General features: G+C 72.7%; 17 protein-coding genes and 1 other RNA gene. 15 read left to right on the forward strand and 3 right to left on the reverse strand.

The annotated features are described in order from the left end of the window. Positions 1-163 precede the first annotated feature (163 nt). Positions 164-3,976 carry an FHA domain-containing protein gene (locus tag ABZY33_RS16425; RefSeq protein ID WP_356492250.1) on the reverse strand — a complete coding sequence of 1,271 codons (3,813 nt, stop codon included), beginning with the start codon at positions 3,974-3,976 and terminating at the stop codon, positions 164-166. A 421-nt stretch (positions 3,977-4,397) separates the two neighbouring features. On the opposite strand from ABZY33_RS16425, the gene ABZY33_RS16430 reads away from it, so the two are divergent. The 4 genes from ABZY33_RS16430 to ABZY33_RS16445 all read left to right on the forward strand — a co-directional run bounded on the left by ABZY33_RS16430 (position 4,398) and on the right by ABZY33_RS16445 (position 10,226). After that, on the forward strand, positions 4,398-6,065 hold the full coding sequence (locus tag ABZY33_RS16430) for a protein kinase (protein ID WP_356492251.1): 1,668 nt from the start codon (positions 4,398-4,400) through the stop codon (positions 6,063-6,065). Positions 6,066-6,177: 112 nt separating this feature from the next. Beyond that, complete coding sequence (locus tag ABZY33_RS16435) at positions 6,178-7,434, forward strand: serine/threonine-protein kinase (protein ID WP_356492252.1); 1,257 nt, start codon at positions 6,178-6,180, stop codon at positions 7,432-7,434. Between the two features lie 435 nt (positions 7,435-7,869). Continuing rightward, positions 7,870-8,976 (forward strand): peptide chain release factor 2, encoded by a 1,107-nt coding sequence (prfB, locus tag ABZY33_RS16440; RefSeq protein WP_356492253.1) that lies wholly within the window; start codon positions 7,870-7,872, stop codon positions 8,974-8,976. Positions 8,977-9,311: 335 nt separating this feature from the next. Continuing rightward, a complete protein-coding gene (locus tag ABZY33_RS16445; protein ID WP_356492254.1) occupies positions 9,312-10,226 on the forward strand; it encodes a hypothetical protein in 915 nt (304 codons plus the stop codon). Between the two features lie 110 nt (positions 10,227-10,336). Here ABZY33_RS16445 and ABZY33_RS16450 read toward each other — a convergent pair whose 3' ends face one another. Continuing rightward, positions 10,337-10,528, reverse strand: coding sequence for a hypothetical protein (locus ABZY33_RS16450; protein WP_356492255.1), 192 nt, complete (start codon positions 10,526-10,528; stop codon positions 10,337-10,339). A 332-nt stretch (positions 10,529-10,860) separates the two neighbouring features. Between ABZY33_RS16450 and ftsE the strand changes: the two genes are divergently transcribed. The 10 genes from ftsE (at position 10,861) to dacB (ending at position 20,886) form a co-directional block, all read left to right on the forward strand. Next, positions 10,861-11,550 (forward strand): cell division ATP-binding protein FtsE, encoded by a 690-nt coding sequence (ftsE, locus tag ABZY33_RS16455; protein WP_356492256.1) that lies wholly within the window; start codon positions 10,861-10,863, stop codon positions 11,548-11,550. Positions 11,551-11,620: 70 nt separating this feature from the next. Next, a complete protein-coding gene (ftsX, locus tag ABZY33_RS16460; RefSeq protein WP_356492257.1) occupies positions 11,621-12,538 on the forward strand; it encodes a permease-like cell division protein FtsX in 918 nt (305 codons plus the stop codon). A 78-nt stretch (positions 12,539-12,616) separates the two neighbouring features. Further along, positions 12,617-13,786 (forward strand): S41 family peptidase, encoded by a 1,170-nt coding sequence (locus ABZY33_RS16465; protein WP_356492258.1) that lies wholly within the window; start codon positions 12,617-12,619, stop codon positions 13,784-13,786. Positions 13,787-13,817: 31 nt separating this feature from the next. Then, the gene (gene smpB / locus ABZY33_RS16470) at positions 13,818-14,354 is read left to right on the forward strand and encodes an SsrA-binding protein SmpB (RefSeq protein ID WP_356492281.1); all 537 of its coding nucleotides are present in this window, start codon (positions 13,818-13,820) and stop codon (positions 14,352-14,354) included. A gap of 129 nt (positions 14,355-14,483) precedes the next feature. Further along, positions 14,484-14,871: a transfer-messenger RNA gene (gene ssrA / locus ABZY33_RS16475) on the forward strand. A 521-nt stretch (positions 14,872-15,392) separates the two neighbouring features. Then, the gene (locus tag ABZY33_RS16480; RefSeq protein ID WP_356492259.1) at positions 15,393-15,764 is read left to right on the forward strand and encodes a hypothetical protein; all 372 of its coding nucleotides are present in this window, start codon (positions 15,393-15,395) and stop codon (positions 15,762-15,764) included. Positions 15,765-15,769: 5 nt separating this feature from the next. Next, a complete protein-coding gene (locus ABZY33_RS16485) occupies positions 15,770-17,554 on the forward strand; it encodes an alpha/beta hydrolase (RefSeq protein ID WP_356492260.1) in 1,785 nt (594 codons plus the stop codon). Positions 17,555-17,653: 99 nt separating this feature from the next. Next, on the forward strand, positions 17,654-18,130 hold the full coding sequence (locus ABZY33_RS16490) for a hypothetical protein (protein ID WP_356492261.1): 477 nt from the start codon (positions 17,654-17,656) through the stop codon (positions 18,128-18,130). 114 nt (positions 18,131-18,244) lie between these two features. Further along, positions 18,245-19,231 (forward strand): PHB depolymerase family esterase, encoded by a 987-nt coding sequence (locus ABZY33_RS16495; RefSeq protein WP_356492262.1) that lies wholly within the window; start codon positions 18,245-18,247, stop codon positions 19,229-19,231. 29 nt (positions 19,232-19,260) lie between these two features. Beyond that, entirely contained in the window at positions 19,261-20,886 is a 1,626-nt protein-coding gene (gene dacB, locus ABZY33_RS16500) for a D-alanyl-D-alanine carboxypeptidase/D-alanyl-D-alanine-endopeptidase (RefSeq protein WP_356492263.1), read from the forward strand. 4 nt (positions 20,887-20,890) lie between these two features. On the opposite strand, the gene ABZY33_RS16505 is transcribed toward dacB, so the two are convergent. After that, positions 20,891-22,219, reverse strand: a complete 1,329-nt coding sequence (locus ABZY33_RS16505; protein ID WP_356492264.1) for an MFS transporter — start codon at positions 22,217-22,219, stop codon at positions 20,891-20,893. 83 nt (positions 22,220-22,302) lie between these two features. Between ABZY33_RS16505 and ABZY33_RS16510 the strand changes: the two genes are divergently transcribed. After that, the gene (locus ABZY33_RS16510) at positions 22,303-23,295 is read left to right on the forward strand and encodes a LysR family transcriptional regulator (protein WP_356492265.1); all 993 of its coding nucleotides are present in this window, start codon (positions 22,303-22,305) and stop codon (positions 23,293-23,295) included. Positions 23,296-23,309 lie beyond the last annotated feature (14 nt).

Below are 23,309 nucleotides of genomic sequence, written 5' to 3' on the forward strand. Positions count from 1 at the left end.
GCCCTTGGGCCCGGGAGCCCGGGCCAGGGTGGGGGCCGGGCCCGTCGGCGGCCGGGCTCGGGGGCATGGTGAAGCCCGGAGCCGTTGGCGACCGGGCTCGGGGCCTGGTGGGGGCCGTCGGCGGGCGGGCCCCGGTCAGCCGGTTGCCGGGGCGGCCCGGGGGTCACAGCAGTGAGGGGACCTCCTGCGCGGCGACCGAGCGCGCGGCCCGCTCCAACGCGCTGGCCAGCAGGGCCAGATCCGTCGGCCCGTTCCCCAACTCCCGTACGGGGCGCCGGTCCGGCGGGTCGCCCATCCGGGCCCAGTCGAGACCGGCCACCGTCGGCCGCTGCGTGGCCGTCCGCGGGATCCGGCCGGTCACCCGGCCCGCCTGCACCCCGACCTCCCGGCCGTCGGCGCCGCAGAGCCGGCCCCGCCCCGGCGCGGGATCGTCCGCGTCCGGCCCGGCCGGGTCGAGCACCACCCGCGGCGGCCCCGCCCAGCCCGGCGCCGCGCCGGAGGCGAACGCCGCCACGAGATGGACCCCGAGCCGCTCCCCGTCCCGGACCACCGCCTCCAGCGCCCGGACCACGGAACCGGCGGCGGGCCGGCCCGGCGAACCGAGCGGCGGCGCCAGCAGCGCGTCCAGATCGTCGACGACCACCACGAGCCGCGGCAACGCGGGCGCCGCCTCCGTCTTCTTCGGCGCCCCGCCCGGCCGCAGCCGGATCGTGGCACTCGGCGGCCCGTCCAGATCGGCCGCCCCACCGGACGGCGGCGCGGTGCGCTGGGTGACCATCCGCCCCGAGACGGCCCGCTGGGTGTGCCACTCCTGGAAGTGCGTCCGCCCCGTCAGCTCGGCCCGCCGCTTCAGCTCCGTGGTCAGCGACTGCGCGAACTCCCGCATGCGCACCGGGTCGTTGGCCGCCAGGTGCGTGGTGACGTGCGGCAGATCGGTGCAGACCCGCAGCCCGTCCATCCGCTGCCCGCGCTCACCGCCCGTCCCGCCGCCCTGCCCCTCGACGAGCACGACGCCGAGCCGGTCGGGCCGCTCGGCGGCGGCCAGGGACGCGGTGACCGAACGCAGCAGCTCGGTACGGCCGCTGCCCGCCGGACCCTCGATCAGCAGATGCGGCCCCTCCGCTGCCAGATCGACGGCGACCGGACCGCGCGGCCCCGCTCCGAGCACCGCCCAGACCCGCCCGCCCAGCGATTCGGGATCGTCCGCGGCCGCCGCCCACCGCGCCATCAGCGAGGCCGGGGTGGCCCGGGCGAGCCCCAGCTCGTCCAGCAGCCGCGCCGACTGCGGCAACGGCGCCGAGACCCGGGCCTGCCGGGCACCGGAGCCGCCCGCCACATCCGTACGCAACGGGGCCAGCGCCCGCGCGAACCGCTCCGCCCAGGCGAGCGACACCGCGTCCACCGTGGCGAGCGTGCCGAGCCCGGCCGGCCGGCCGCCCGCCGCCCGGTGCAGCCGCAGCGCCGTCGCCACGTCCCCGCTGAGCAGGGCCACGGCGCCGCACGCCCGGAACGCCGGACTCTGCGCGCACGCCTCCTCGTACGTCTCCGCGACCGGCGACGCCGGCGAGGTGGCGGCCGCCTCGGCGAGACAGAGCACGTGGATCCCGGCGGGGGCCCCCTCGGCGGCGAGCCGCACGGTGGCCTCCCGCAGGGTGGCGGAACCGGGGTCGCCGTCGACGACCACGACCGTCGGCACGACGGCCGCGTCCCCGGCCGCCGACTCGGCGCGGCCGGGCCGCAGCCCCGCCGCGTGATCGTCGAGCCGGCGCAGCAACTCGCCCGTGCGCGCCGCCGCCTGGTCACGGTCGTAGGCGAGCAGCAGCCGGCAGTCCTGCCCGTGCGCCGGGCGGACGTGCGGCAGCCAGCCCAGCCAGGACCATTCGGCGACGCGCTGCGCCTCGGTCCTGGCCCGGTCCGTGGCGATCAGCACGATCTCCAGGCGGTCCGGGGCGTGCAACGCGGCGAGCTGGGCGAGCGCGCAGCGGGCCAGCCCCGCGAGCCGCGCCCGCGGCCCGGCCAGGCCCAGGGCCCCGGCCTCGGCGAGCCCCACGGTCACCGGCACGGCGGGCAGCAACCCGGCCCCGCCCGGTTCCGTCCGGTCCACGGTGCCGAGCCGGACGGCCAGCGCCTCGGGGTGCCCGGGCCCGCGCTCCCACAGCCGGGGGCCCGGGCCGAGCGCGGTCAGCAGCAGCGTGGCGGCGTCGGGCCAGGTCTCGGTGGTACCGGTCCCGCCCGGCGGCGCGGGCTGCGGGGTGTGCGGGGTGCGCAGCGCGTACGGTTCGTGGATCTCGTGCTGCTGGTCCTGCTCGTCGCGGCCGCGGCGCAGCAGCCGGCCCAGGGCTCCGCGCCGGCGCGGAGGCGGCAGCTGGGTGCCGCGGGGCGGGGTGCCGAGCCGGGTCCGCTCCACGTCCGGCGGCCCGCCCTGCCCCGGCACCACGGCCCCGCCCCCGTACCCCTCCCCTGCGGCGCCCCAGGAGGCGTCCCCGTACGCATGGCGCGTCTCACCGGCCCCGACGCCACCGCCGTACCCAGATCCCTGGGCAGCCCCGACTCCACCCCGGCCCCCGGGGCCCTGCCCGCTGACGTCCTTGCCGTCACCCTCGGGGGTCCGGCCGGCCCCGCCCTCGCCGTCGTACCCGGAGACCCGCCTGGCCCCGCCCCTGCCGTCGTACTCGGGGTCCCGCCCGGTTCCACCCCTGCCGTCGTCCCCGAAGGTCCGCCCGTTCTCGCCCCTGCCGGTTTCCCCGGAGGCTCGCCCGGTCCCGCCCCTGCCGTCGTACTCGGGGGCGCGCCCGGTTCCGGCCCTGCCGTCGTCCCCGAAGGTCCGCCCGTTCTCGACCCCGCCGGCTTCCCCGGGGGTTCGTCCGGTTCGGGTCCTGCCGTCGTACTCGGGGGTCCGCCCGTTTTCGCCCCTGCCGTCGTCCCCGGTGATCCGCCCGGTTCCGGCCCAGCCGTCGTCCCCGGAGGTCTGACCCGCCCCGGCCCCGCCCCCGTACTCGGGGGTTCGTCCGGTTCCAGCCCTGCTGTTGTCTCCGAAGGTTCGCCCGGTTCCGCCCCTGCCGTCGTCCCCGGCGGCCCGCCTGGCCCCACCCCTGCCGTCGTCCCCGGACGCCAGGGCCGCCCCGGTCTCACCCTCGCCGTACTCGGGGGCCCGCCCGGAACCGGCCCCGTCCACGCCCCCGGCGCCATACCCCTGGGCCCACCCGGGCCCGCCCGGACCGCCCTCGGCGGAGCCCCGCACAGACCCGCCTCCGCCCTCGGCCGAGCCCCTGGCGGAGCCCTGGGACGGGACCAGGCCGGGGACGGTCACGCGTACATGTCCCTCCCCGTCGGGCACCGTCCGCACCGGCACCGCACCTCCCGCCCCGCCCGCGGCAGCGACCCGCAGGGCCGATTCGCCGAGGCGCAGCAGCGCGCCGGGGGAGAGGCGGACCGGGCGGTCGCCGAGGGGACGACCGTCCACCGTCGTCCCGTTCGTCGAGCCCAGGTCCACCACCGAGACCGCCCCGTCAGCGGCGAGCGTCACCGCGCAGTGCAGCCGGGACACGTCCGGGTCGTCGAGCGGCACGTCCGCGTCGGCGGAGCGGCCGACGCGGATCTGACCGCCGTGCAGCAGATGGACGCCGCCCGCGTCCGGCCCGGCCACCACATGCAGCTGCGTGACCGCACCGTCCGGCTCGGGCCCGGGATCCGCGGGCGCCCCCAGCGAGAGCACCGCCCCGTCGATGAGCGGTGGCTCACCGAGCAGGCAGCGCTGCGCGTCGAGCCGCTCGGCCCCCGCGTACAGGACGGTGGAGGGGGCGTCGCCGCCCGCGACGGCCGCGGCGAGGCCGGAGGCGACGGCGGCGAGCGCGGTGCCGCCCGGCGCGGTGACCAGGACGTCCACCGCGCCGGCCGCGCCACCCGCGGCTCCCTCGCGCGCGCACGCGTCGGGGCGCGTGCCCAGGGGGTCTACGACGGTAAGGCGGATCTGCATCGCCGTCTGCGGTCCCTTCTGCGCGGGCGCCCGGGACGGAACAGCCCGCGGTCCCCCCACCGCAGATTCCCCCATCGCTACGGGCACGTCAGCCAGTGCTGGAGGCATCCTCGCACCTGCCACCGACAACACGCCCGGCCCCCACCCGTAAGTGATCTTGATTGGTCGGCTCTGCCCGCAAAAATGCCTGCTGCGGGCCGCCTCACAACGGCTTGAGATCAGTCACGTAGCCACGCGGCAACCAAGAACGCGGTGGCTGCGTCTTCCCGTCGAACACGGGTTTGCCGGGGGCGACGGGCACCGGAACGGGGCAGGAGGCCCGCCCGATCGACCGCCGTCGGCGCGGACACCGCCACTAGAGTGGGTCGCGACACCCGGGACCGGGCAGACCAAGCAAGTACCGATGCAGGGAGCGCATGACGTGCGGCCGGTAGGGAGCAAGTACCTGCTCGAGGAGCCGCTCGGACGCGGCGCCACGGGCACCGTCTGGCGGGCCCGCCAGCGCGAGACAGCGGGTGCCGAGGCGGCCGTCGCCGGTCAGCCGGGCGAGACCGTCGCGATCAAGGTCCTCAAGGAGGAGCTGGCGAACGACGCGGACGTGGTGATGCGCTTCCTGCGGGAGCGCTCCGTCCTGCTGCGCCTCACGCACCCCAACATCGTGCGCACCCGCGACCTGGTCGTCGAGGGCGAGCTGCTCGCCCTGGTCATGGACCTGGTCGACGGCCCCGACCTGCATCGCTACCTCCGCGAGAACGGCCCGTTCTCGCCGGTCGCCGCCGCGCTCCTGACCGCGCAGATCGCCGACGCGCTCGCCGCCAGCCACGCCGACGGCGTCGTGCACCGCGACCTGAAGCCCGCGAACGTCCTGCTGAAACAGGACGCCGCCGGCATGCACCCGATGCTCACCGACTTCGGCATCGCGCGCCTGGCCGACTCTCCGGGCCTGACCCGCACCCACGAGTTCGTCGGCACGCCCGCGTACGTGGCCCCGGAGTCCGCCGAGGGCCGCCCGCAGACCAGTGCCGTCGACGTCTACGGCGCGGGCATCCTGTTGTACGAGCTGGTGACCGGGCGCCCGCCCTTCTCCGGCGGGTCGGCGCTCGAAGTCCTGCACCAGCACCTCAGCGCCGAACCGCGCCGCCCCTCCACGATCCCCGACCCGCTGTGGACGGTCATCGAGCGCTGCCTGCGCAAGAACCCGGACGACCGGCCGAGCGCCGAGAACCTCGCGCGCGCCCTGCGCACCGTCGCCGAGGGGATCGGCGTGCACGCCACCAGCGCGCAGATCGCCGCGGCCGAGGGCGTGGGCGCCCTGCTGACGCCCGACCCCGACCCGGCGCAGGTCCCGGGCGTCCCCGGCGCCGCGGACCCGACGCAGGTACTGCCGGGCAACGCGGCCTCGTACGACCCGAACGCGGCGACCAGCGTCATGCGGCAGCAGGGGAACCAGCCGGGCGGCGCGGGCCAGTACGGGGACGCGGACCCCACGTCCGTGCTGCCGCACCGCGGCGCCGCCGACCCGACCGCCGTCATGCCGCCCGTCCCGCCGCACCAGCCGGGCCAGAACCCGGCCGGCGGCGACCAGGACGGCCCGCACCCCTGGCAGAACCAGATGCGCGCGGCCCGCGACCGGAACGAGCAGACGCAGGTCCAGTACCTCGACCCGAACCAGGACCCCCTGCGCCGCCGCCCGCAGCGCCAGGTGGCGCGCCCCGAACAGCAGCCGAGGCCGCAGCAGTACGCGCCCCAGCAGCCGCGCCGCCAGACCCCGCAGCCGCAGCAGCCCCAGCAGCCGCGCCGGCAGACCCCGCAGCCGCAGCAGTACGCGCCACCGCAGCCGCCCCGCCAGGCGCCGCCCGCCCGGGAGCCGCGCGAGCCCCGCAGCCGCGGCGCCAACCCGATGAAGATCCCCGGTCTCGGCTGCCTCAAGGGCTGCCTGTTCATGATCGTGATCCTCTTCGTGGTGAGCTGGCTGGTCTGGGAGTTCACCCCGCTCCAGGACTGGATCGGCACCGGCAAGGGGTACTGGGCGCAGCTGTCCGACTGGTTCACGACGGTGACCGACTGGATCGGCAGCGTGAGCGGCTGACAGGTCACGTTGCAGATTTGTCGACATCTGACGGGTGATTTCCCCCGCTGATGCGTTGGTTGGCGTCCGGGCCGCGTAGCTTGGGCGCCAACACGCGTCTGTAGGAGCAGTCTTGGCACGGAAGATCGGCAGCCGGTACACCGCCCACCAGATCCTGGGCCGCGGCAGTGCGGGCACGGTGTGGCTGGGCGAGGGACCCGACGGTCCCGTCGCCGTCAAACTCCTGCGCGAGGACCTCGCCTCCGACCAGGAACTGGTCGGCCGCTTCGTCCAGGAGCGCACGGCCCTGCTCAGTCTCGACCACGCGCGCGTGGTCGGCGTCCGCGACCTGGTGGTCGACGGGAACGACCTGGCGCTGGTCATGGACCTGGTCCGCGGCACCGATCTGCGCACCCGCCTCGACCGCGAGCGGCGCATGGCCCCCGAGGCCGCCGTCGCCATCGCCGCGGATGTCGCCGACGCGCTGGCCGCCGCGCACGCCGCCGGCATCGTGCACCGCGACGTGAAGCCGGAGAACGTGCTGCTCGACATGGAGGGCCCGCTCGGCCCCGGCGGCGCGCACCCCGCCCTGCTCACCGACTTCGGCATCGCCAAGCTCATCGACACCCCGCGCCGCACCCGCGCGACGAAGATCATCGGCACGCCCGACTATCTGGCCCCCGAGATCATCGAGGGCCTGCCGCCCCGCGCCGCGGTCGACATCTACGCCCTCGCGACCGTCCTCTACGAGTTGCTCGCGGGCTTCACCCCCTTCGGCGGCGGCCACCCGGGCGCCATCCTGCGCCGGCACGTCACGGAGACCGTCGTCCCGCTGCCCGGCATCCCGGACGAGCTGTGGCAGCTGCTGATCCAGTGCCTGGCCAAGGCCCCGGCGTCCCGGCTGCGCGCCTCCGAGCTGGCCGCGCGCCTGCGTGAACTGGGCCCCCTGCTCGCGGGCATGGCCCCGCTGGACGTCGACGACCCCGACGAGGGCGAGGACGCCGACGCCGACCCGGCCACCGAACCGTCCCGCCCGGCCGGGCCCGAACCGGCCGGGTCCGCCGCGCCCCGCCGCGGCGCGGTCTCCCTGGTCCCCGGCGCGGCCCCGGCCGACTCCAACCGCGACACCCACACCTCGATGCGGGTCCCGGCCCCGGACGAGCTGGCCGGCGGCGCCCGCGGCACCGCCCGCGCCCCCCGTGCCGCGGGCGCCCCCCGCCCCGGCTCGGCCCGCAACCGCCACCCCGCGCGCCGCCGCCGCATCACCCTGGGCGTGGCCGGCCTGGCCCTCGCGGTGGCCCTGGGCGGCGGCATCTGGGCGGCCACATCCTCCGGGAACGGGGAGCACCCCCCGGCGGACGAGAACAATTCGGCCCCGGCCGCGCCGTAGCCGCGTACGCGGGTGCGGGTCCGGTGGGGGCGGGCCGCGCAGTTCCCCGCGCCCCTGAAGGCGTGCGGCTGTGCCGCGCCTTCCCCGATGTGGCGCCGCACGAAGTGCGCCTCGCACTGCCACCGGGGGAGCCGTAGCGCGGGTGCCCCGTTGTGGTGTCGCACGAAGTGCGCATCACAGGGGCGCGGGGAACGGCGCGACCAGCCCCCACCCGCCGGCAGCCGGCCACGCACCGCTCGCCCTGCGGCGCGAAGCCGCGTACACCGAGCCCGGGGTACGCCTCGCACCGCCACCGGGGGAGCCGTAGTGCGGGTGCGGCCCGCCCCACCCGCCGGCGGCCGGCCACGCACCGCTCACCCCGCGGCGCGAAGCCGCGTACACCGAGCCCGGGGTACGCCTCGCACCGCCACCCGGCGGAGCCGTTAGGCTGGTCTCGTGGCAGTCGTCGATGTATCCGAAGAGCTGAAGTCCCTCTCCTCGACCATGGAGTCGATCGAGGCCGTCCTCGACCTCGACAGGCTGAGGGCCGATATCGCCGTGCTCGAGGAGCAGGCGGCCGCGCCGTCCCTGTGGGACGACCCGGAGGCGGCGCAGAAGATCACCAGCAAGCTGAGCCACCTCCAGGCGGAGGTCCGCAAGGCCGAGGCGCTGCGCGGTCGTATCGACGACCTCTCCGTCCTCTTCGAGATGGCCGAGGAGGAGGACGACCCGGAGACCCGCGCCGAGGCGGAGACCGAGCTGACCTCGGTGAAGAAGGCGCTGGACGAGATGGAGGTCCGTACGCTCCTCAGCGGTGAGTACGACTCCCGCGAGGCCCTGGTCAACATCCGCGCGGAGGCCGGTGGCGTCGACGCGGCCGACTTCGCCGAGCAGCTCCAGCGCATGTACCTGCGCTGGGCCGAGCGCCACGGCTACAAGACCGAGGTCTACGAGACGTCGTACGCGGAAGAGGCCGGCATCAAGTCGACCACCTTCGCCGTCCAGGTCCCGTACGCGTACGGCACGCTCTCCGTCGAGCAGGGCACGCACCGCCTGGTGCGCATCTCGCCCTTCGACAACCAGGGCCGCCGCCAGACCTCGTTCGCCGGTGTCGAGGTGCTCCCCGTCGTCGAGCAGACCGACCACGTCGAGATCGACGAGTCCGAGCTGCGCGTCGACGTCTACCGTTCCTCCGGCCCCGGCGGCCAGGGCGTCAACACGACGGACTCCGCGGTCCGCCTCACCCACCTGCCCACCGGCATCGTGGTCTCCTGCCAGAACGAGCGCTCGCAGATCCAGAACAAGGCGACCGCGATGAACGTCCTCCAGGCCAAGCTCCTCGAACGCCAGCGCCAGGAGGAGCGGGCCAAGATGGACGCCCTCAAGGGCGACGGCGGCAGCTCCTGGGGCAACCAGATGCGGTCGTACGTGCTGCACCCGTACCAGATGGTCAAGGACCTGCGCACCGAGTTCGAGGTCGGCAACCCGCAGGCCGTGCTCGACGGCGAGATCGACGGCTTCATCGAGGCCGGCATCCGGTGGCGCAAGCAGCAGGAGAAGTAACTCGCGCTTTATCGACAAGGCAACTGCCGCGCAGCAAGCGGCAGTTGCCTTTGCGTTGTCCGGGTCCGGGTTCAACTGGGCCAAGTGTGAAGGACTATTGGCCTTTTACGTCACAGTCACATGTCCGTACGACGGTCGAGTCACCTTATTTCGGGGCATCGCAGGCGCAACGACCTTGACGTTGTTCCGAAAACTGGGAAGGCTGGCGCGCGGCATGCGTATCCGTGGGACGCGTGTGAACGGGGGCCGGGTCGAACGTGACGCCTGCTGCCCCTCTTTGAACGCCGTCCCGGGCGCTGCTCCATTCACGATTGGCTACTGGGGGTAGCAGACAGATGACCAAGAAGACGCGGATCCGCGTAGCGCGGATAGCCGCCGGTGCGGTGATCGCCGCCGGCGCGTCGCTGACCGCCGCGGGTGCCGCTTCCGCCCTGGAGATCGACGTTCCGGGCCTGGCGAACGTGAGCGCGAACGAGAACGGTGTCGGTGTCGGCCTGCTCGGGGGCGGCGACGACGGCGGTACTGACGGTGGTGCTGACGGCGGTGCGATCGCCGGCGTCGACGGCGGTGGCGACGGCGGTGCGATCGCCGGTGGCGACGGCGGTGCGATCGCCGGTGCTGATGGTGGCGGCGACGGCGGTGCGATCGCCGGTGGCGATGGTGGTGGCGACGGCGGTGCGATCGCCGGTGGTGACGGTGGTGGCGACGGCGGTGCGATCGCCGGTGGTGACGGTGGTGGCGACGGCGGTGCGATCGCCGGTGGCGATGGTGGTGGCGACGGCGGTGCGGTCGCCGGCACCGACGGTGGCTCCGAGAACGGTGGCAACCAGAACGGCGGCAACCAGAACGGTGGCTCCGAGAACGGCGGCAACGGTAACGGCGGCAACCAGAACGGCGGCTCCGGCAACGGCGGCTCCCAGAACGGCGGCAACGGCAACGGCGGCTCCGGCAACGGCGGCAGCCAGAACGGTGGCGGCTCGTCCACCGGCGGTTCTGCCACGGGTGGCGACAACACCAACCCCGACGGCAACAACAACCCCGTCGAGCAGGGCCAGGGCAAGGACAGCCTCCAGGACACCGGCTCCACCCCGGCGGAGCAGGCCGGCGCCCAGAACCAGGGCGGCGAGCTGGCCGAGACCGGTGCCGACGGCACCACGATCCTGCTGATCGGCGCCGCGACGATGATCGCGGGCGGCGTGGGCTTCCGGTTCCTGCCGCGCCTCGCCACCAACCGCGGCGCCGCCGCGTAACACCCCGGCGCGGATCAGTCGCACCGCGCACACGGAAAGGGCCCGGAGCCGCTCGGCTCCGGGCCCTCTCGGCTGTCTCTCGCTACCGTCTGCCGACGACGCGCCGCAGGTCAGACGGGATGGTGGGCGAGGAGCGCCACCGCCGCCACCAGCACGGCCACCAGCGCGATCAGCGCCATCGGGTTCAGCCCGGCGAACGGGCTCTGCTGCTGGAGCCGCTCGCGGTTGGCCCGGCACACCGGGCACCGGCCCTCGCTCACGGGCGCCGCGCAGTTCGCGCACACCAACCGGTCATAGGTCATGCGCTTGTCCTCCTCCCGCGCCGCGGCGGAGCCGACGGAAACGTCTGCCAGATTCCCACTGGTTCACTCCGCTCAACGCTCCGGGAAACGCGACCGTTCCCCCTCCACTGTGCCAGCTTCCCGTATTTTCGGCGCGGCCCGTCCACCGGACCGTCGCTGACCAGCCACGGGAGGGACAAAAACGGCACCTCTGAGGCCCCGCACCGGGACAAAACGTACAACCGGGAACGGCGCCTGCGCTCCCTGTGCCGGTTCGCGTATGGTCACGCTCACCGAGGGGGTGCCTCGCCCGAGCCCCCCACCCCGACGCCCCCGACGCCCGAGGCGCATCCGTGATCCGATTCGACAACGTCTCCAAGGTCTATCCCAAGCAGACCCGGCCCGCCCTCAGGGATGTCTCCCTGGAGGTCGAGCGCGGTGAGTTCGTCTTCCTCGTCGGCTCGTCCGGCTCCGGCAAGTCGACGTTCCTGCGGCTGATCCTGCGCGAGGAGCGGTGCAGCCACGGCCAGGTCCACGTACTGGGCAAGGACCTCGCCCGCGTCTCCAACTGGAAGGTCCCGCAGATCCGCCGCCAGCTCGGCACGGTCTTCCAGGATTTCCGGCTGCTGCCCAACAAGACCGTCGGCGAGAACGTCGCGTTCGCGCAGGAGGTCATCGGCAAGGGCCGCGGCGAGATCCGCAAGGCCGTGCCGCAGGTCCTCGACCTCGTCGGCCTCGGCGGCAAGGAAGGGCGGATGCCGGGCGAGCTGTCCGGCGGTGAGCAGCAGCGCGTGGCCATCGCCCGCGCCTTCGTCAACCGGCCCAAGCTGCTGATCGCGGACGAGCCCACCGGCAACCTCGACCCGCAGACCTCGGTCGGCATCATGAAGCTGCTCGACCGCATCAACCGCACGGGCACCACCGTGGTGATGGCGACCCACGACCAGAACATCGTGGACCAGATGCGCAAGCGCGTCATCGAGCTGGAGAAGGGCCGTCTCGTGCGCGACCAGGCGCGCGGCGTCTACGGCTACCAGCACTGAGAAATCCCGGACCGAGAAGTCCGGACCGAGAAGTACCGAGAGAGAAGCTGCGAAAGGCTCAGTCAGCGTCATGCGTGCCCAATTCGTTCTGTCGGAGATCGGTGTCGGTCTCCGCCGCAATCTCACGATGACCTTCGCCGTCATCATCTCGGTGGCCCTCTCGCTCGCCCTGTTCGGCGGCTCGCTGCTCATGAGCGACCAGGTCAACCAGATGAAGGGTTTCTGGTACGACAAGGTCAACGTCTCCATCTTCCTGTGCAACAAGGGAGATGCGGAGTCCGACCCGAACTGCGCCAAGGGCCCGGTCACCGCGGAACAGAAGAAGCAGATCCAGGACGACCTCGCCAAGATGGACGTCGTCCAGAAGGTGGCGTACGAATCCCAGGACCAGGCGTACAAGCACTACAAGGAGCAGTTCGGCGACTCCCCGCTGGCCAGCTCCCTCACGCCGGACCAGTTGCAGGAGTCGTACCGGATCAAGCTGAAGGACCCGGAGAAGTACGAGGTCATCGCCACCGCGTTCAACGGGCGGTCCGGTGTGCAGTCCGTGCAGGACCAGAGGGGCGTGCTCGACAACCTCTTCCGGCTGCTCGGCTACCTCAACTACGCGGCCGGGGCCGTGATGCTGGTGATGCTCGTGGTCGCGCTGCTGCTGATCGTGAACACCGTGCGCGTCTCCGCGTTCAGCCGGCGCCGGGAGACCGGGATCATGCGGCTCGTGGGCGCGTCCGGGTTCTACATCCAGGCGCCGTTCATCATGGAGGCCGCGGTCGCCGGGCTGATCGGCGGCGGCATCGCCTGCGTCTTCCTCGCCGCGGGCCAGTACTTCGTCATCGACAACGGAGTCGCGCTCTCCGACAAGCTCCAACTCATCAACTTCATCGGCTGGGACGCGGTCCTCACGAAGTTGCCGCTCATCCTCGCGGTCAGTGTCCTGATGCCCGCTCTGGCTGCTTTCGTCGCGTTGCGCAAGTACCTGAAGGTGTGACAAGAGTCCCCAGTGTCGCGGGGCGCCGAGCGGGTCAACCACCCGTACGGCGCCCCGCGTTGTCCTAGACTCACCGACATGTCAGGCCCGGATCCCCTCTCCGCGCTCGTCTCGCTGCGCCGCCTCGGCCGCGGGGCCGGTCTGACCGTGCTCTTCGCGAGCGTGCTCGCCGCCGGCACCGCGACCGGCTCCTGGCCCGAGGCCGGCCCCGACTCCCCGGCCGGGCCGGTCGGTTCGGCCGCCGCGCACCAGCGCTCCGCCGATGACCCGGCCGAAGCCGCCGCCCGCGCCGTGCAGGACGGCAAGTCCCCCACGCTCGCGGCCGAAGAGGCCGTCAGCCGCAGCGGGGACCGCTGGGGCGCGGTCTACTCGCGCGGCGAGTACGAGGAGTTCGAGCAGGCCCTGGACGGCGAGTACACCGGCGTCGGCCTGTGGGCGCGGCGCGCGGCCGACGGCGACGTCCAGGTGACCCGGGTCCGCTCCCACTCGCCCGCCCAGCTCGCCGGCATCCGCGAGGGCGACCGCATCGCGGCCGTCGACGGCCGTGAGGTCACCGGCCGCCCCGTCACCGAGGTCCTCGGCCAGCTGCGCGGCGAGCACCCGGGCACCTCCGTCCGCGTCGGTCTTGAACGCGGCACGCGCGCGTGGAGCGAGACGCTGCGCCGCGCCGAGCTGCCGACCGACTCCGTGACCACGACGCGGCTGGCCACCGGCGCCCTGCTGGTCAAGGTCAGCGCCTTCACCAAGGGCTCCGGCGCCCAGGTGCGCAGGGCGGTGCGCGAGGCGCCCGCGCGCGCGGGCATCGTCTTCGACCTGCGGGCCAACTCCGGCGGCCTGGTCACCGAGGCGGTCGGCGCGGCCTCGGCGTTCCTGGACGGCGGGCTCGTGGCCACGTACGACGTACGCGGTGCGCAGCGCGCCCTGCACGCCGAGCGCGGCGGCGAGACCGCCAGGCCGGTGGTCGTGCTCGTCGACGGCGGCACGATGAGCGCGGCCGAGCTGCTCACCGGCGCCCTCCAGGACCGCGGCCGGGCCGTCGTCGTGGGCACCAGGACCTTCGGCAAGGGCTCGGTCCAGATGCCGAGCCGGCTGCCCGACGGCTCGGTGGCGGAGCTGACCGTCGGGCACTACCGCACCCCCTCGGGGCGGAGCGTCGACGGCCGCGGCATCACGCCCGACCTGGAGGCCAAGGACGACGCCCGGCAGCGGGCCGCGACGGTATTGAGTGGCCTCGGCACCCCCTCGTAGTGCGAAAATGGCCAGCACTATGGCCAAGGGAATGTACGTACCGAAGGAGTCCCAGCCCAAGCAGGGCAAGGGGGACGCGTCCAAGAAGGACGGCAAGCGCAAGATCGTCGCGCAGAACAAGAAGGCGCGGCACGACTACACGCTCATCGACATCTACGAGGCCGGCATCGTCCTGACCGGCACGGAGGTCAAGTCGCTGCGCCAGGGACGAACCTCCCTGGCCGACGCCTTCGTCCAGATCGACGGGGCGGAGGCGTGGCTGCACAACGCCCACATCCCGGAGTACAGCCAGGGCACGTGGACCAACCACGCCGTGCGCCGCAAGCGCAAGCTGCTGCTGCACCGGGACGAGATCGACAAGCTGGAGTCGAAGGCGCAGGAGTCCGGGCACACCATCGTGGCCCTCGCGATCTACTTCAAGGACGGCCGCGCCAAGGCCGAGATCGCGCTGGCCAAGGGCAAGAAGGAGTACGACAAGCGCCAGACGCTGCGCGAGAAGCAGGACCGGCGGGACTCGGACCGCGCCATCGCGGCGGCGAAGCGGCGCCAGCGGGCGCAGGAGCGCTGACCTGCCGGGACGGGCGCCGCCCCGCTGCCGGGGAATACGCTGGCACCGACCCACGTTGGTCACGTACGATGGGTACTGCTCCCCACGCGGGAGCGCCGGGCCGCAAGGTCCATCTTGAAAAAACAACATGGGGATGATCGGTTTCGACAGCGGATGTCGAAGCAGGTGAAGCGTGTCGAGGAAGCGGCAATGATCTCGTAAACCATATGTCGCAACCAATAATCGCCAATTCCAAGAGCGATTCCCAGTCCTTCGCCCTCGCTGCCTAATAACAGCGACTGAAGGACCCTAAAAGGGTGTCAGCCCGGGAGTGTTCCCGACCCGGATCCTGGCATAATCTAGGGAACTAAACCATCGGGCCCGGTCACGGGGTCCGATGGGAAATCAAACAGTGACTGAGCCCGTCGGAGACTTGTTCGCGTGATCTCCGGGGCTGAGAAAATCGCAGCGAACTGCACACGGAGAAGCCCTGCTGCTGCACCGTTGGACGCGGGTTCGATTCCCGCCATCTCCACCACCCCATGTGGCCCCTGATCTTCGACTCGGTCGACAGGTCAGGGGCCTGTTGTTTTCTCTTTTCTGTCTTGCTGCCTGCTGCGGTTCGGTGGCGGGCCGGGACCACGCGCGACGATGACCTGAGTCATTCGGCCAGTTTCCGCCTCCAAGCCGGCCGCATGCGTGTCCGGCGTAGACCCGATCGACCAGCCCGTACGACCGGAGCCCGCGCGACGGGCAGGGCCCTGCTTTGAGCCAGAGTCGGCACGCGTCGGCGTGTTCTCCGCCCGTCCCGCGGTGCTGGGTACGGATACTCAGGGCCGATCTGAGTAGCCACACGGACGTCACACGGCACACCGGTCTCCTACCGTTTCTCTCACCGTCATGACGGTGCGGCTCATCAGGTTCAGCGCACGGTATGTACGCGATGGTCCTGGGGCGGACTCGGGAAACGGGGAGGGAAAGTCCATGGGGTGGGATGAGTGGGAACGTTCAAAGAATGACGCCGCCACCCGGCACACCGCTCACACGCAGCTCAACAGCGTGTCGGCCGACGGGGGCTATGCCACTCCGACCACGGGCAGCGGCGGCCCCGACCTATTGATCACCGACACTCCGTGGACCGCAGCCGCCCGGGTGGCCAGGGAACTGCGAACCTCCACGCACAGCGGGCTCACCGAATTGAGGGAGTCGGACGCCGGGATCGGCGGCGGCACCGAAGGTTTCGACTGCACGACCGCCCTCAAGGAGATCCAGCCCACCTGGGAAGCCCGCCTGACGACGGTCCGCGACGAATGCGACCGCCTGCACGGCACGCTGGGCAGGACGGGCAAGAAGTTCGGCGAGGTCGAGCACGGCGTCAAGGACAAGCTCGGCGGCGTCCACACCCCCGACAAGCCCGGCTGGGCCAGGTGACCCAGATGCCCACCTGGCAGCAACTGCGTGACCTGAAGATCAGCGAGTACGAGGATGCCGCCGACGGCTGGGGCCGCGTCAGCAACCGTGCTGACGCCGCCCGGGTCAGAGTCGACCAGGAGATGTCCATCCCCGTACGCAGCACGCAAAAGGGGGAGACCCCTGACGCGGCGGTGGGGCAGCTGAACCGGCTCAGTGACAACTACCAGTACCTGCACAGCGAGTGCGGCTTGATCCGCACCACCCTCAACGCTCTCGCGACGGAGCTCGCCGCCCCGCAGCGCAAGCTCAGGCAGGCCCTGGAAGACGCCGCGACGTACGGCTTCACCGTCAACGACGACGGCTCCGTGACCTACCCCAACCCGGTGCCCCTCGCCTCCGGCAACGGCAAGGCCACCCCCGGCGCGCCGATCCCCCTGTTGCCCGGGGCCGGTGAAGGACAGGGCAACGAGAACAAGGGCAGGGCCGAGGACATCGCCGAACGCATCTCCTCGGCCGTCAACGACGTGAACGAGATCGACGCCCGCCACGCCGGTGTCCTGCGCAAGCTGAAAGCGCCGGCCGGGCTGGCGGTCACCAAGGAGATGCTCGCCGACGCCGGCAGGGACATGAAGGCCGTCCAGCGGACCGCCGGCAGTATCGTAAACAAGGCCGACATCCCGCACGGCAAGAGCCCGGCGGAGAACAAGGGTTGGTGGGACCACCTGAGCCAGGAGCAGCGTGATGAGTACCTCACGCTGTACCCGGCCGACGTCGGCGCGCTCGACGGCATCCCGAGCATTGCCCGGGACACGTCCAACCGGATGGTGCTGGCCGAGTCCCAGGGCCAGGCTCAAGTCGATCTGGCCAAGCTCGGACCGGAGCCCCCGAAATACCTGCAGAGCGCGGCCGGCATGACCATCAATCCCTTGTGGCAGGTGTGGGACGGGAAGGCGGGCCCGCTGAAGAAGCAGATCAAGGGAATGGATGCCATCCAGTCTCGCCTGGATGCCGGCGGAGCGCCGGGGGAAGGGGGCAAGTCCGGTCTGCCGCAGGCATATCTGCTGGGTTTCGACACCCGCGGCATCGGCCATGCCATCGTCGCCAACGGCAACCCGGACACTGCGGACAACACCGCCGTCTACGTGCCTGGGACCACGTCGAACCTCGAAGGCATCGGCGGCAACATCAACCGGGCGACGCACCTGTGGCAGCAGGCGCAAGCACAGTCCCCAGGAGAGACCACGTCCACCATCACCTGGCTCGGCTATGACGCACCGCAGGGCCTCGTCACGGATGCGACGCAGAAGCACTACGCCTATGACGGTGCGCCGAAACTCGACACCTTCCTCGACGGGCTCCAAGCCACACAAGGAGGGGCGGACAACAGCCACACCACGGTCATCGGCCACAGCTACGGGTCGACGGTGGTCGGCGCCGCGACCATGCACCACCAGCTGGCCGCAGATGACATCGTGACAGTGGGGAGCCCCGGCGTGCTGGTCGGCTCGGCCGACGATCTCGACGTGGGCAAGGAACACGTGTGGTCGGAAGCCGCCGGCTCCGATCCGGTTCCGGCCCTGGGCAGAGACTTCCTGGCGGGGCACCACTGGGGCGCCCAGCGATACCACGGAATCCCTTACGACGTCGGTTACATCTCGTCGATCCCTTCTGACGAATCGTTCGGGGCACACCGGATGGACGTGGACACGAGCGGACACAGCGACTACTGGACCCCGGACTCGCAGTCCGTGAAGAACCAGGCGTGGGTCGTGACGGGCGACTACAACCGCGTAGAGGAGGATGACTAGATGCCGAGTCTCACCGGACAACCCCGTCGCAAGCGCGCCACGGCATTCGCAGCGCTCTCTGTAGGTGCCCTACTTGCCACGACAGGATGCGGAGGAGACGTGGACGACCAGCTCGATTACACCCCACAGACACTGGCGGTGAGCAAGGCGCGGGAGAAGACCAGCGGCGTTTCCAGTCAGATCCTCGAACTGATCGGAATCAAGGAAGGAAAGGTCACGGAGCCCGGGCCGGGCGTTTCGCCGTGCAAGGACGACCCGCAGCACCTGTACAAGACCCGTCATCCCTGGTCCGTCTACGACGTCTCGTCCGAGGACGTGCTGAAGGACGGCTTTCGGCGCCTGCACGAAAGGCTCCCCGATCACGGTTGGAAGATCGTCGAGTACGGGCCGAACAAGAGCAAGGCGAAGACGCTCGAACTCACCGCGGACTCCACGAAAGACCGCTTCTCGGTCAACGCGGAACTGGTGGTCTCCAGTCCGACCGCAGGAAAAGAATCCCACCCGTTGATCCTCGTGACCGTCGTCTCCGGATGCTACCGGGCGCCCGAGGGAACGAAGCTGGACCAGGAGTTCTAGCGTTCGGCTCGTCCCGTGCGCCTGGGGGTCCGACGGCGTACACAGCCGGGCCCCTGTCGTTGTGTGGGCCGGGCCCATATCGGGGCTTCGGACGCCGTCCTAGTTTCGCTGCCCATGACACGCACCCGCAGCAGAGCCGCCGCACTCGTCCTCGCCGTCCTCCTCTCCCTGGTGCTTCCCGGCGTCGCCCGGGCCGCCGTCCCGGCCCCCGCCGCCGCGAGCATCCAGGAAGTCACCGGGTTCGGGTCCAACCCCGGTGCCCTGAAGATGTACCGGTACGTGCCCGCCGGGCTGCCCAGTGGGCGGCCCGTCGTCGTCGCCCTGCACGGATGTACGCAGAACGCCGCCGGGTACGGCACCGGCAGCGGCTGGACCGCGCTCGCCGACCGGTGGGGGTTCTCGCTCGTACTGCCGCAGCAGACCTCGGCCAACAACCTCAGCTCCTGCCTGAACTGGTTCCAGGCCGGTGACATCGAGCGGGGGCAGGGCGAGGCCGCCTCCCTCGCGCAGATGGTCGACAAGCAGGTCGCCGACGCCGGCGCGGACGCCTCCCGCGTCTACGTGACCGGACTCAGCGCCGGCGGCGGCATGACGGCCGTGCTGATGGCCGCCTACCCGGAGAAGTTCGCCGCCGGCGGGATTGTCGCCGGGCTGCCCTACGGGTGCGCGCAGGCCGCCGGTTCGCCGTACGTCTGCATGTACGTCGGCGCCACCCAGACCCCGAAGCAGTGGGGCGACCGGGTGCGCGCCGCGCGGCCCGGGTACGCCGGGCCCTGGCCGCGGCTGACCGTCTTCCAGGGCAGCGCCGACTACACCGTCAAGCCCGTCAACATGGCCGACCTGGTCGAGCAGTGGACCGACGTGCGCGGCGCCGACCAGAGCGCCGACGTCAGCGACACCGTCGCGGGCTACCCGCACCAGGTCTTCCGCGACGCCTCCGGGAACCCGGCCGTGGAGACGTACAGCATCACCGGGATGGGACACGGGCAGCCCGTCGACCCGGGCAGCGGCGCCACGCAGTGCGGGACCGCGGGCGCGTACATCCTCGACGTGAACCTGTGCGCCGCCTACGTCCTCGGCCACTCGTGGGGTCTTGGCTGAGCGACGCCGGTCCGGGATCCTCCTGTGGCATGAGCAGACCTGACGGACCAGCAGGGCGCGGCCCGAACTCCCGTGGACGCGTGCGGAGATGGGTCTGGCCCGCCGTCGTGGGGGTGGCCGCCGCCACCCTCACGTGGAGCGCCCCCGCCGGGGCCGGCACCGCCCCCGGCGGGCTCGCCGAGGCCATCGACACCATCCTCGGCGACCCCCGGACGGAAGGCGGCGCCGCGAGCGTCGTCGTCGCCGACGCCACCGACGGCGAGACCCTCTACCAGCACGATCCGACCGGGCGGCTGATGCCCGCCTCCAACACCAAGCTCGCCACGTCGGCCGCGGCGATGGCGCTCCTCGGCCCCGGCTACCGGTTCACCACCGACGTGCTGGCCGACGGCCGCACGCGCGGCGGGGTGCTCCACGGCGACCTGTACCTGCGCGGCACCGGCGACCCGACCGCCCTCGCCGCCGACTACGACCGGCTCGCCGCCCGCGTCGCCGCCGCCGGGGTCCGCACGGTCGACGGGCGGCTCGTCGCCGACGACACCCGCTTCGACGACCGCCGGCAGGGGGACACCTGGGGCGCCGACGACGAGTCCTCGTACTACGCCGCCCAGATCTCCGCGCTCAGCGTGGCCCCCGACACCGACTACGACACCGGGACGGTCATCGTCGAGGTCGCGCCGGGCCGCACGGCCGGGGAGCGGCCCGTCGTCCGCGTCACGCCGCCGACGCAGTACGTCCACATCGACGTGCGGGCGAGGACCAGGGCCGCCGGGGCGGAGGACACCGTGGCCGTCGAGCGGCGGCACGGGACCAACACGATCACCGTCAGCGGTACGGTGCCGGCCGGCGGGGAGACCATCAAGGAGTGGGTCACCGTGTGGGAGCCGACCGGGTACGCGGCCGCCGTCTTCCGCGCCGCCCTCACCGCGCACGGCGTACGGGTGAGCGGCGCCACCCGCCTGGGCCGGGCCGCGCCGGACGGAGCCAGGACGCTCGCCTCGCACGCCTCCATGCCGCTGAAAGAGCTGCTCGTCCCGTTCATGAAGCTCTCCAACAACATGCACGCCGAGGCGCTGACCAAGGCCATGGGGTACAAGGCCACCGGCAGGCCCGGGAGTTGGGGCGACGGGATCGCCGCCATCGCCTCCTACCTGAAGGGCGCCGGGGTGGACGCCGGGAAGGTGCGGCAGGTCGACGGGTCCGGGCTGTCGCGCAAGGACAACTTCGCCGCCCGTCAACTCGCCGACCTGCTGCTCGCCGTACGCCACGAGCCCTGGTACGCCGACTGGTACGCGTCGCTGCCCCTCGCCTGCGACCCGGACCGGTTCGTCGGCGGGACGCTGCGGTCGCGGATGTGCGGCACCCCGGCCGCGCTCAACGCCCGCGGCAAGACAGGGTCGTTGACGGGCGCCAGCGCGCTGTCCGGATACGTGACGGACGCCGGCGGGCGCGAGCTGGTCTACAGCATCGTGCAGAACAACTACCTGGTCGATTCCGTGAAACCGCTGGAGGACGCCATCGTCGTGACCCTCGCGGAGTCGACGTCCAAGGGCGCGCCGGCCACCCCCGTCATCCCGAAGGCCACCCGATCCCTGCCCGCCGCGCAGCGGGACGGGGAGCTGGAGTGCTCGTGGCGCAAGCCCGCCCCCTGCTGAGCGCTCACCGCCGCCGCGCACCGGGACGCCGGACGTATTCGTAGAGCGACAGCAGCAGCGCCGTCGCCGCCGCCGCGACCGGCACCGCGTACGCCGTGGTGGGGCCCCAGTGCTCCACCACGGCGCCGCCGGTCGCCGAGCCGAGCGCGATCCCGCCGAGCAGACCGGTCACCGAGAGCGTCATTCCCTCGTTCAACTGCCCGTCAGGCGTGCGGTGTTGCACCAGCGTCATGCCCGTCACCATGGTGGGGGCCGTCGCCATCCCGGCGATCAGCAGGGCGCCGCCGAGCACGTAGAGCGAGCCGGTGCCGGCGGCGGCGAGCAGCGGCAGCGTCATCAGCACGGTCATCGCCGCGACGCACCGCACGTGCCGCCGGTCGGCCGGGCCGGACGGTCGCGCCGCCCCGTAGACCAGGCCCGCCGCGCACGAACCCGCCGCCTGGAGGGCCAGGACGGCGCCCGCCCACACCTTGTGGCCCTGCGCGTCCGCGAAGGCGACCGTGACGACCTCCAGCGCGCCGAAGACCGCGCCCATGGCGAGGAACGCGATCAGCAGCGGCGGCATGCCCCGCGCGCGCAGCGGCGTTCGCGTCGCCGCCGTCCGCGCGTGGGGCGGCGGCTGCGTGGCGCGCTGCGCGGTGAAGACGAGGACGCCCGTCACCATGAGCACGACGCTGAGCAGCGTGCCGGCCTCCGGGAAGAGCGACCCGCACAGGAAGGCGGCGACCACCGGGCCCAGCATGTAGCACAGTTCGTCCACCGCCTGCTCGAAAGAGTTCGCGGTGTGCAGCGCCTGCGCGTCCCCCTGCAGGAGGTACGCCCAGCGGGCCCGGGACATGCCGCCCGTGTTGGGGGTGGCCGCCGAGGCCAGGTAGGCGGCGAACAGGGTCCAGTCCGGTGTCCCGAAGCGCACGCACAGCAGCAGGGCGAGCGAACCGCAGGCGGAGACCAGAGTGGCCGGGACGGCGACCCGGGCCTGTCCGTGGCGGTCGACGAGCCGGGCCGTCCAGGGGCCGACGACCGCGTTGGCCACCAGGCCCGTGGCGGTGACGGCGCCCGCGAGCGCGTACGAGCCCCGGCTGCCGGAGATCATGATGACCGCGCTGATGCTGAACATCCCTTGCGGGAAGCGGGCGATGAGGTTGCCCAGCGTGAAGGCACGGGCCCCGGGGACGCGGAACAGGCGGGCGTAGGAGGTCCCGCGGGGCGCGGTGCGGGCGTTACCGGGGAGCGGGGGTGAGGTCGGCTCGGCGGGGGCTGCGGGGCCCGCGGCTCCCCGGGGCGTGTTCGTCCCGGCGCGGGCGGCCCCCGCGGGCGTAGTCGTGTCCGGCATGGGACGAGCGTCGTCGCCGGACGGGCGCGCGGTCCAACACCTGCTCGGTCCCCTTTCACGCACCGGTGTTGTAAATTCCCCCGATGGTGACCCCCGCGCCCGGCCCGCACGGCATCGACCCGCGTCTGCTGCGCGCCTTCCTCGCCGTCGCCGACGAGCTGCACTTCACGCGGGCCGCCGCCCGGCTCTACGTCGCTCAGCAGGCACTCAGCCGGGACATCCGGCGCCTGGAGCGGGAGCTGGGGGCCGAGCTGTTCGGACGTACCACCCGGCAGGTCACGCTCACCGCGGAGGGCGCGCGGCTGCTGCCCTACGCGCGGCGCGCGACGGAGGCGCAGGACGAGCTGCTCGCCGCGTTCCGCCGGCCCGCGCCGCAGAGCGAGCCGCTGCTCGTCGACGTCAACAGCCCCGGGCTCGTGCACGAGCGCGTCCTCGCGCGGGCCCGCGACCTCGCGCCGGGGTGCGAGCTGATGACCCGCTACGAGAGCGGCCTGACCCACGCCGCCGCCGAACTCCTCGCCGGGCGGATCGACGTCTCCTTCGGCCGGTTCGCCGGGCTCGACCCGGCCGTGCGGGAGCGGCTCGCCCAGCAGCCCGTGCGCTACGAGCCGATGGCGGTCGTGCTCCCCGCGGACCACCCGCTGGCCGGGCTGGACGCCGTGCCGCTGGAGCGGCTCGCGGGGGAGACCGTCTACGCGGGCGCCGGCAATCCGCGGACCCCCGAGTGGACCGATCTGGCGCGGCTCCTGTTCGCCGGGCGGGGGATCGGACTCGCCCCGCCGGTGCCGCTCGCGGTCGGTGAGGAGGAGTTCCGGCGGATCATGGCGAAGCACCGCCATCCGGTCCTGACCGGTGTCGACTTCCCGGCCATGCCCGGCTCGGTGCTGCGGCCGCTCGTCGACCCGGTACCCCTGTCGCCCGTCTCCCTGGTCTGGCGCAAGGGGCGCACACACCCGGGGATCACGGCGCTGAAGAAGGCCGCCGCCGCGCTCGCGGAAGAGAACGGGTGGTTGAACCGTCCCTCGAACGGGTGGATCCCGGCCGCTGACGCACTCGTCATGATGAGCCGCGATTGACTGGCGCACGCGAG

The sequence above is a fragment of the Streptomyces sp. NPDC006552 genome (genome assembly GCF_040611655.1).
Lineage (GTDB): Bacteria > Actinomycetota > Actinomycetes > Streptomycetales > Streptomycetaceae > Streptomyces.

Bases quoted from the DNA above. Each gene is read 5' to 3' on its own strand.
- ABZY33_RS16425 (WP_356492250.1), bottom strand. From the start codon at position 3,976: ATGCAGATCCGCCTTACCGTCGTAGACCCCCTGGGCACGCGCCCCGAC.
- ABZY33_RS16445 (WP_356492254.1), top strand. From the start codon at position 9,312: ATGACCAAGAAGACGCGGATCCGCGTAGCGCGGATAGCCGCCGGTGCG.
- ABZY33_RS16450 (WP_356492255.1), bottom strand. From the start codon at position 10,528: ATGACCTATGACCGGTTGGTGTGCGCGAACTGCGCGGCGCCCGTGAGC.
- ftsX (WP_356492257.1), top strand. From the start codon at position 11,621: ATGCGTGCCCAATTCGTTCTGTCGGAGATCGGTGTCGGTCTCCGCCGC.
- ABZY33_RS16465 (WP_356492258.1), top strand. From the start codon at position 12,617: ATGTCAGGCCCGGATCCCCTCTCCGCGCTCGTCTCGCTGCGCCGCCTC.
- smpB (WP_356492281.1), top strand. From the start codon at position 13,818: ATGTACGTACCGAAGGAGTCCCAGCCCAAGCAGGGCAAGGGGGACGCG.
- ABZY33_RS16485 (WP_356492260.1), top strand. From the start codon at position 15,770: ATGCCCACCTGGCAGCAACTGCGTGACCTGAAGATCAGCGAGTACGAG.
- ABZY33_RS16495 (WP_356492262.1), top strand. From the start codon at position 18,245: ATGACACGCACCCGCAGCAGAGCCGCCGCACTCGTCCTCGCCGTCCTC.
- dacB (WP_356492263.1), top strand. From the start codon at position 19,261: ATGAGCAGACCTGACGGACCAGCAGGGCGCGGCCCGAACTCCCGTGGA.
- ABZY33_RS16505 (WP_356492264.1), bottom strand. From the start codon at position 22,219: ATGCCGGACACGACTACGCCCGCGGGGGCCGCCCGCGCCGGGACGAAC.
- ABZY33_RS16510 (WP_356492265.1), top strand. From the start codon at position 22,303: ATGGTGACCCCCGCGCCCGGCCCGCACGGCATCGACCCGCGTCTGCTG.